Origin of the sequence: Flavobacterium sp. (assembly GCF_044361065.1) — a bacterium.
Lineage (GTDB): Bacteria > Bacteroidota > Bacteroidia > Flavobacteriales > Flavobacteriaceae > Flavobacterium.
The window spans coordinates 1-7,651 of sequence record NZ_JBIKJI010000105.1 but is presented as its reverse complement, the minus strand read 5'-3'; the positions used below and the strand labels follow the sequence as shown (position 1 = coordinate 7,651).

Sequence of the window (7,651 nt, the reverse complement as noted above, 5' to 3'; positions counted from 1 at the left end):
CAAAAAACATAGAAGTGACTAATCCAAATAGATGTTTTAATTTATTAGTTTTATTATCTAATTTGTTCATAATTATATTGTGTTAAATTATTTCTTTCTTCCTATGAACTGACCACCAGTTGCAACACCCAAACTTATTTCATATAAATTATGACACTAATTTGGTTAAGTTTTACTAGCAGTTTCAAACTTTCAAAATTTCTATTTATTATCGTTAGAAACTTTATTTTCTTTTTTTACGTTATATTGAAACATTAAAGCCATTAAAAATCCAAAAAAAGAAAATTTGAATATAAATTTCCAAAAACTAAATGCAACTCCATCAGAATAATCAAAACCAGCACTTAAACCTCCATAAATTAGTCCAGAAAATAAAAAGGTCAGAATTGTTTTTTTTGTTACAGGTTTCATGTATTATATGTTTATATTTATTGTATTTCCACTTAAGTTTAGAGTCTATTCACTCATTTTTGTTTAAAATGCATTTATGTCAAAATAATTCTCAAACATAATTAATTCATTGAAGATATTTTATGCGTATTTATACGTATTTTTATTATCTTTGGTATTACTGTTTTAATAAATTTTACAATTCTTTTTTTGTAGAATTTTTCAACCATCCCTTTTTTGGAGAAACAACAAGGCTTAAACCATGAAAACTACTATAAATATTAAACTGACCATTTTTTGTTCCAGATTGTGTTAAATTATAAATTTGATATTCACCTGTTGTGTATTGTGACCCAAATTGATTGTTTATAAAATAACTTAAATCAAATAAGGCATACTTTGTTTTATAATTGAAACCTAAAGAAAGTTCTGTTGAAAAATTTAAGTTTTGATGTTGAACTGATTTTGAATAAAAAATATCTTTACTATTACTTCCATCTATGCTATAGACGCTAACACCAGTAGTATGTTCAAAATTTGTACCCGTAATTATATTCATATTAATTGCTGAGCCCAAGCTTAAATTAAGTTTAGGATTAATTTTAATAAAATATTCCATTTTAAGAGGAATTGAAAGTAAAAACTGACTGTACGAATCTATCTCTGTTAAAGTATAATCTACACCCATTCCAATATCTTGGTCTGTAATATTTAAATCAAATTTTGGTATAAATTCTTTTGCAATAATACCTGTTTTAAAATTAAAATTACCAGATTGAGCAAAATTATAATACACACCAAATTGATACGAAAAGTCTTTTGTAAATTCTACACTTGGATAGGCTGAACCATCATAATTATATGCTTCACTTGGCTTTAAAATTGATGGCTGTAAAACAAAACTTAGTTTTGAATATTGCTTATGATAAATATTTTCAGCCTCTTGTGCATAAGAGTATATTGAAAACATAGTTGTAAGCCAAAAAAAAGCAACTGTTTTTAAATTAATTTTAAGGTATTTCATTATAGTTATTATTTATAAATATATTATTCTGTAGATATTTAGTGTTTGTTTGTCCAACTTTTGCTTTTGCCTTTATTTAAATAATTTGAATATCTTTTTCAGATAAATCATATTTCTCGCATTATAAATTTGATTAATTTGTAAGAGTTATTTTAATTGCTAATTCACCAAACTTATTGTCATATTTATCTATTCCTTTATGGTAATCTGATTTTTTATGAAGCTTTCTAGAAACCCATTTTCCAGCTATGTATTGCCAGGAAGTACTTGATTCCGATGGAATAGTACCAATTGAAGGTTCGTATTTTATTCCGTCTTTATAAACTTTTTTCTTTAATTCTGGAAGTCCACCAATTGATTTATCGTTTTCTTCATTAAGAGTATATTCGTAAGTATATTTATTCTCTTCTATAATCATCCATTCAAAAGCAATAAATAAACCAGATTTTGGAATTATTATATTTTTATCTTTTAAATCAAGTGTGGTATTTCTCTTTCCTTTTTTAACTGTAACAATAATTATGTCCTCAGAATAATCCAACCCGGGAGTTCCGTCTTTAGCAACTTCATAAAAACGAACCTTTATCTTAGCATTATTGATACTTGAAAGAGTTAAAAAAGTAATATCATCTACGAAAGGGTGTTTATTTATGTCCTCGGTTGGCGCTATAAATTTAGCTAATATTGTAGGTTTGATGCCTGTTCCGTAATACATAGAAATGTTACTCTTGTTATAATTTCCAATTTCGATTTTGTCTTTTCCAATTCGTTTTTGAATTACAACCTCGTCTATTTGATAAACGATTGGTTTTAAAACAACTTTTCCAGATTCGTTTAGTTTGGCTTTTAATGTTTCAAATCCAATAGCTGAAAAAATTAGGAATTTATTTTCCGAGATAGTAATCGAAAACTCGCCATTTTCTTCAGAAGTAGTTCCAATATTTTCGTCTTCAACCCAAATATTCACATAAGGAATTGGCTTACCGGATTCGTCAACAACAATACCTTTAGTTTGGGCAAAAAGGGAAAGAGAAATAAATAATAAAAAAGAAAACTTAATCATAATTGTAAACTAAATTTGTAAAGCTGAAACTGTTTAAGTTCTCTTTAAATTCTGAAATATTTTTTTAAGCCTGTGCGTTTTAAAATTGCAATCAACTCGTTTATTTTCTAAAACTTTAGCTAAATATCATACCGTGAGATTAGCTTAAGTATAGTGTTTATTTTCTCATTTTTGTTTTATAAAATCTTATATTATAAAATAACAATACAAACTTAACTAGTTTAAAAATACTATTTTATACGTATTAATACGTATTTTAGTAACAAGAAACTATATTATATTTGTATGCCTTTATAAACTAAAATATAGATGCAAGTTAAGGTTTTTGAAAATAGAATTTTACGGTTTTTAAAACTATTAATTACGGTTTTGTTAAATACAAAAAGTAGTTAAATGAATATTAATTAAAAGTATACCTATTATAAAGATAGGTTTAAAATTGTTTGTAATGTTTTTACTTTATTTTGTTGTTATTTATGGCGTTAGCCCATTGCTTTACTTTTTAATTGCTAAAAGAAAAGAGGTTAAAGAATTAAAGCCAATATTACCCTATGTTGCAATGACATTTATGGCTAGTTTTTATGAGTTTTTTGGCACACTTACTTTTAAATGGGATTGCTCCTATTGGTTCGTGATATATGAAATCTTATCTTTTCTTACTATTTTTTATTTTTTCTATCAGATATTAGAAAGGCTATTTACTAAACTATTTCTCGCTTTTTTAGTTGGTTTTGTTACACTTTGGTTCTTTTTGTTTTTGAATTTTAACATTAAAGACTTATTAATTATTAATTCTTACTCCCATACATTTATTACAGTATTTATACTCTTTTTTACAATTATTTGGTTTAGAAAGCTAATGGTAGATGCTTATATAGAAAACCTTTTACAAAACAGTACTTTTTACTTTATATCAGGGTTAATATTGTATCATTGTGGCACAGTATTTTTATTTTTACTTAGTAATTATATTTATAAAGCAGATTCAAACTTGCTTCATTCCTATTGGATGATAAATATTTTATTAAATTTTGTTTTACGAACTCTTTTAATTGTGGGGATATGGAAGGCGAAAAAGAATTAAATTCGATAATTCTTATTGGTACGTTTTTAATGTTATTTTTAGCATTTGGGCTGTTGTTTATGGTGTTGTTTTATCAACGTCATTTGGCAAAAATTAAAAAGAAAGAAGCAGAAGTATTATTAAAAACCGCATTAAAAAGTGAGAAAAAAGAACGTAAACGTATCGCTAAAGATTTGCATGATGCGATTCAGAGTGATTTGAATGCGATTCGTAATTATGTTATTTTATTTTCTAAAAAGAATAGTCATACGGATGCGCCTGAACTTTTAGAAGCCATTCATACTTCTTTGGAACAAACTATTGAAAATACACGCTTAATTTCTTTTCAATTGATGCCTCCTTTATTAGAAACAGCTGGATTTAATTTGGCGTTGCGAGATTATTTTGAACAATTGAGCGCTTCGAGTGGTAAGCGTTTTGAATTGGATATAAACTTATCCGAGACTTTAGTGTCAAATAAGATTTCTTATGAACTGTTTCGCGTGGTTCAGGAATTGACTTCTAATATGCTTAAACATAGTTCCATAACAACTTGTAACGCTCGATTGAATACCTCTTCTAAAGGTGTTTGTTTTGAACTGATCGATGATGGTACTCCTTTTGATTTTAAAGCCGAGTACAAACTAAACAAAGGTACAGGACTTCAAAATATTCAATCACGTTTAAAAAGTATTTCGGCCACCTTAGAGCAAGAAATTATTGCTAAAGGCAATCATTATAAAATTTATTTATTTCCTATATATGATTAAAGTTGCTTTAGTTGACGACCATCAATTATTTAGAAAAAGCTTGTCTTTGCTATTGTCTTCTTGTGAAGGTATTTCTGTTGTGTATGACACGCACGATGGCATGGCTTTTTTAAAATATTTAGAGGAAGCTGAAATTGATGTATTGCTGTTGGATTTAGAAATGCCTATTATTAATGGTTACGATGTTTGCAAACAAGCTAAAAGTTTAGATTCTGACCTTAAAGTGGTAATTTTATCGCAATTGACTTCTAAAGAAGCAGTGCATCAAGTTATGGAAATAGGTGCAAATGGTTATTTTACAAAAAATTCTTCTCCAGATATTTTAGAAGATGCTATTAGAAATGTATTTGATAAAGATTATTATTTTGATATTGCTCTGAGTACTGTTATACGTGAAGCTTTGTTATGGAAAAGAAAACGAAATACCTTTTTCGATACACCTAGCGTTCATTTAACGACTAGAGAAATTGAAATTATACAATTGGCGACCAAGGAAAAATGTAGTAAGGAAATTGCAGATTTACTTAATATTAGTACACGAACAGTAGAAAAGCACCGTAAACATATTATGGAGAAAACAGATTCTAAAAACTTTATTGGGGTTATTTTGTATGCTTTGAAGAAAGATATTATTTCTTTGGATGACCTATAAATTTAGAAAATAATAGAATTCAATACTTTATATACTTAATAAACAATTTCAAAAATAATTATATTTTAATTAATTCATTAAAATTTATAAAAAAAGGAAGCAAAAAATGCTTCCTAATTTAATTTCGAAATATTTACTGATTAATTTACATTATTGAAAATATAAATTGTAATATAAAAATACTTGACGTAATGCCTAGTAATTTATAAATTGTTCTTTTTTCATTAAAAAACACATAAACAGAAAAACTTAACAGGAAAATAAGAATAATTGCAATGGGTTGCGGGTTATACTCAAATAAAGGTCTTATTAAACTTGGAAATCTATCTAAATATTTTATTTTTAATAATTTAAAACTTTTTAGAGCTAAATTTTCATTTTGATACCAGAATAAATACCAATCTATAATATCTAATAGACTCATAAAATAAAAAGCTCCTGCAAAAAATATTTTTATTTTCATTGTTTTTTCTTTTCTTTCCTTTTTCGCGTTGTGATAAAGCACTACAGGCAACGGATTTACTTGCTGCACTTGATCTTTTATCTTTGAGTAGTGGTTGCGCAACAGCTACGGCTGTTAAAGGAAGCTGTAGTTATCTAAATGAAACTAAAAGCCCGATAAAGAATCCTCTTGCTGATGATTCGGGACTTTCATTATAACTACGTCCTTTGATTTCCCAACTTTCTTTTCCCAGTCCAACTCTGTAACCTAAATTAAAACCTAAAAGAACATCTTCTTCTTTATCAATAGCCCAATCGTAACCTGCTCCAAGAGATATGTATTGATTATTTCTAGACCTTATTTTTACAGAACCGCCATATTCATCTAATGCTCCCGAAAAACTTCCCGAATCCGAATTATTATGTATGTCCACATTATACATCATTCCTCCATGCCCTAGTCGAGCATAAATATTATGTCTGTCTTTTTGGAAGAAACGATACCCTAAAGACATTTCTCCAAAAGTTACCAACTGCTCCAATGAATGACCGTTAGCATTGTTTTTACTTGTATTTACACCAACAAGAACTTCCCAAAAAAAGTTTTTTTTGGATAAAATATCGTATGTATTATCTGTTATTTTAAAGCCATAAGTTGACTGCAACCCATCTTTAGCTTGTGGTAAACCTTTACTTTTCAACATTTCGTTTAACCCCCCAAAATCATACTCAACAAATGCAGTAACAGCCGAAAGCTCTAGTCTGAATTTTTTAGAATCTACTTCGTCTGTTTGGGCATTACATACAAACCCAAAATATGATATTAAAATTGTTATTATCTTTTTCATTATATTTATATTAGTTAAAAATTGTTGTGAGATACTATTTTTCTGTGAGAAGTCATTGCATTCTGCAATGGCTTTCTCTTTTAGTAATAATTTTTACATATTTTATTTATTAGATTAAAATAATTTTTTAAAATTATAAAAAACTAAGTTTACAGATATACGTGTTTATACGTATTTTTAAACTATAACAATTGTTTAATAAATTTAAAATTAAAAATTGTATTTGCGTAACTAAAATATTATTTATTAATCTGTATAGTTATTTTAGGACGGGTCATAAAAAGAGATAGTGTATAGATACTCCATAGATAGTGTATGGATAGTGTATGTAAAAGGTATAAAAATAATAAAATATCTAATTGGGTACTTTTTAAATCTCGCATTGCAATTTTTTTCAATTACATCAAACTTGATTTTTTAAAAAGATTTCAATCGTAGTAATAACTTCCTGTTAAAACGTATCGGTCTTTCCAAAAAACACATTAACTTTGCTACACTATGTTATACATCTTAAAAACTTTAAAAATGAAAAAATTTCAATTACTAGCTGTTTTACTTTTGTTTGTTGTTTCCGTTTCGGCGCAGTTTGCTCAAAAGCCATTGCCTTATGCTTACACGGATTTAGAACCTTTTATAGATGCACAAACTATGGAAATTCATTATAGCAAGCACCACGCCGCGTATGTGAAAAACTTAAATGCTCAGTTTGTTGTTATGGAAGCTACTAGAATGACACTAACTGAGATTTTCTCAAGTGTCTCAAAGTTGAGTCCAGCCATCAGAAACAATGCAGGTGGACATTATAATCACGAATTGTTTTGGTCTATACTAACACCAACCAAAAACACCAAACCCTCTGCAGATTTAGAAAAAGCAATTATGGATACGTTTGGAAGTATGGATGTGTTAAAAGAAAAAATTAATGCAGCTGCCACTACCCGATTTGGTTCAGGATGGGCTTGGCTTTCTGTTGATAAAAACAATAAATTGGTGGTGTCTTCTACTCCAAATCAAGACAATCCGTTAATGGATGTTGCAGAAACCAAAGGGACACCTATTTTAGGAATTGATGTTTGGGAACACGCGTATTATTTAAAATACCAAAACAAACGCGCCGATTATCTAACATCTATTTGGAACGTTATCAACTGGAACGAAGTAAGTGCCAATTACAACTTAGCTATTAAAAGCAATTAATTTACAGGTATGAAAAAAGTATTTTTAGTTCTATTTTTATTCGGAACGCTTTTGGTAGCTGCACAAGAAAGCACACCTACCTTAGAAAACATTGCTTCTTTTGAAGGAAAAACAATAACAATTTGCGAAAAAGTAACAGGTATTCACGAAACAAAAGGCGGAAATGCACTGTTGAATTTTGGGAAACCCTTTCCAGACAATGC

At 28.1% G+C, this 7,651-nt stretch carries 9 protein-coding genes; 4 read left to right on the top strand and 5 right to left on the bottom strand.

Annotation, left to right across the window (positions count from 1 at the left end; all coding sequences use genetic code 11):
- Window positions 1-201 precede the first annotated feature (201 nt).
- From ACIQ11_RS07295 to ACIQ11_RS07285, 3 genes are all read right to left on the bottom strand, one after another.
- Window positions 202-411 carry a hypothetical protein gene (locus tag ACIQ11_RS07295; protein ID WP_396154015.1) on the bottom strand — a complete coding sequence of 70 codons (210 nt, stop codon included), beginning with the start codon at window positions 409-411 and terminating at the stop codon, window positions 202-204.
- Window positions 412-586: 175 nt separating this feature from the next.
- Window positions 587-1,360 carry a hypothetical protein gene (locus ACIQ11_RS07290; protein WP_396154014.1) on the bottom strand — a complete coding sequence of 258 codons (774 nt, stop codon included), beginning with the start codon at window positions 1,358-1,360 and terminating at the stop codon, window positions 587-589.
- Window positions 1,361-1,547: 187 nt separating this feature from the next.
- Window positions 1,548-2,477, bottom strand: a complete 930-nt coding sequence (locus ACIQ11_RS07285) for a carboxypeptidase-like regulatory domain-containing protein (RefSeq protein ID WP_396154013.1) — start codon at window positions 2,475-2,477, stop codon at window positions 1,548-1,550.
- 1,062 nt (window positions 2,478-3,539) lie between these two features.
- Here ACIQ11_RS07285 and ACIQ11_RS07280 point away from each other — a divergent pair.
- The gene (locus tag ACIQ11_RS07280) at window positions 3,540-4,310 is read left to right on the top strand and encodes a sensor histidine kinase (protein ID WP_396154012.1); all 771 of its coding nucleotides are present in this window, start codon (window positions 3,540-3,542) and stop codon (window positions 4,308-4,310) included.
- Window positions 4,303-4,962, top strand: coding sequence for a response regulator (locus ACIQ11_RS07275; protein ID WP_396154011.1), 660 nt, complete (start codon window positions 4,303-4,305; stop codon window positions 4,960-4,962). Before ACIQ11_RS07280 ends, ACIQ11_RS07275 begins: the two co-directional genes overlap by 8 nt.
- Before the next feature lie 145 nt (window positions 4,963-5,107).
- On the opposite strand, the gene ACIQ11_RS07270 is transcribed toward ACIQ11_RS07275, so the two are convergent.
- Window positions 5,108-5,425, bottom strand: coding sequence for a hypothetical protein (locus ACIQ11_RS07270; protein WP_396154010.1), 318 nt, complete (start codon window positions 5,423-5,425; stop codon window positions 5,108-5,110).
- A gap of 130 nt (window positions 5,426-5,555) precedes the next feature.
- Entirely contained in the window at window positions 5,556-6,251 is a 696-nt protein-coding gene (locus ACIQ11_RS07265; protein WP_396154009.1) for a hypothetical protein, read from the bottom strand.
- A 525-nt stretch (window positions 6,252-6,776) separates the two neighbouring features.
- On the opposite strand from ACIQ11_RS07265, the gene ACIQ11_RS07260 reads away from it, so the two are divergent.
- Together ACIQ11_RS07260 and ACIQ11_RS07255 are read left to right on the top strand one after the other, a co-directional pair.
- Window positions 6,777-7,448 carry a superoxide dismutase gene (locus tag ACIQ11_RS07260; RefSeq protein WP_396154008.1) on the top strand — a complete coding sequence of 224 codons (672 nt, stop codon included), beginning with the start codon at window positions 6,777-6,779 and terminating at the stop codon, window positions 7,446-7,448.
- A 9-nt stretch (window positions 7,449-7,457) separates the two neighbouring features.
- A partial coding sequence (locus tag ACIQ11_RS07255; RefSeq protein ID WP_396154007.1) for a hypothetical protein occupies window positions 7,458-7,651 on the top strand: 194 nt, incomplete at its 3' end.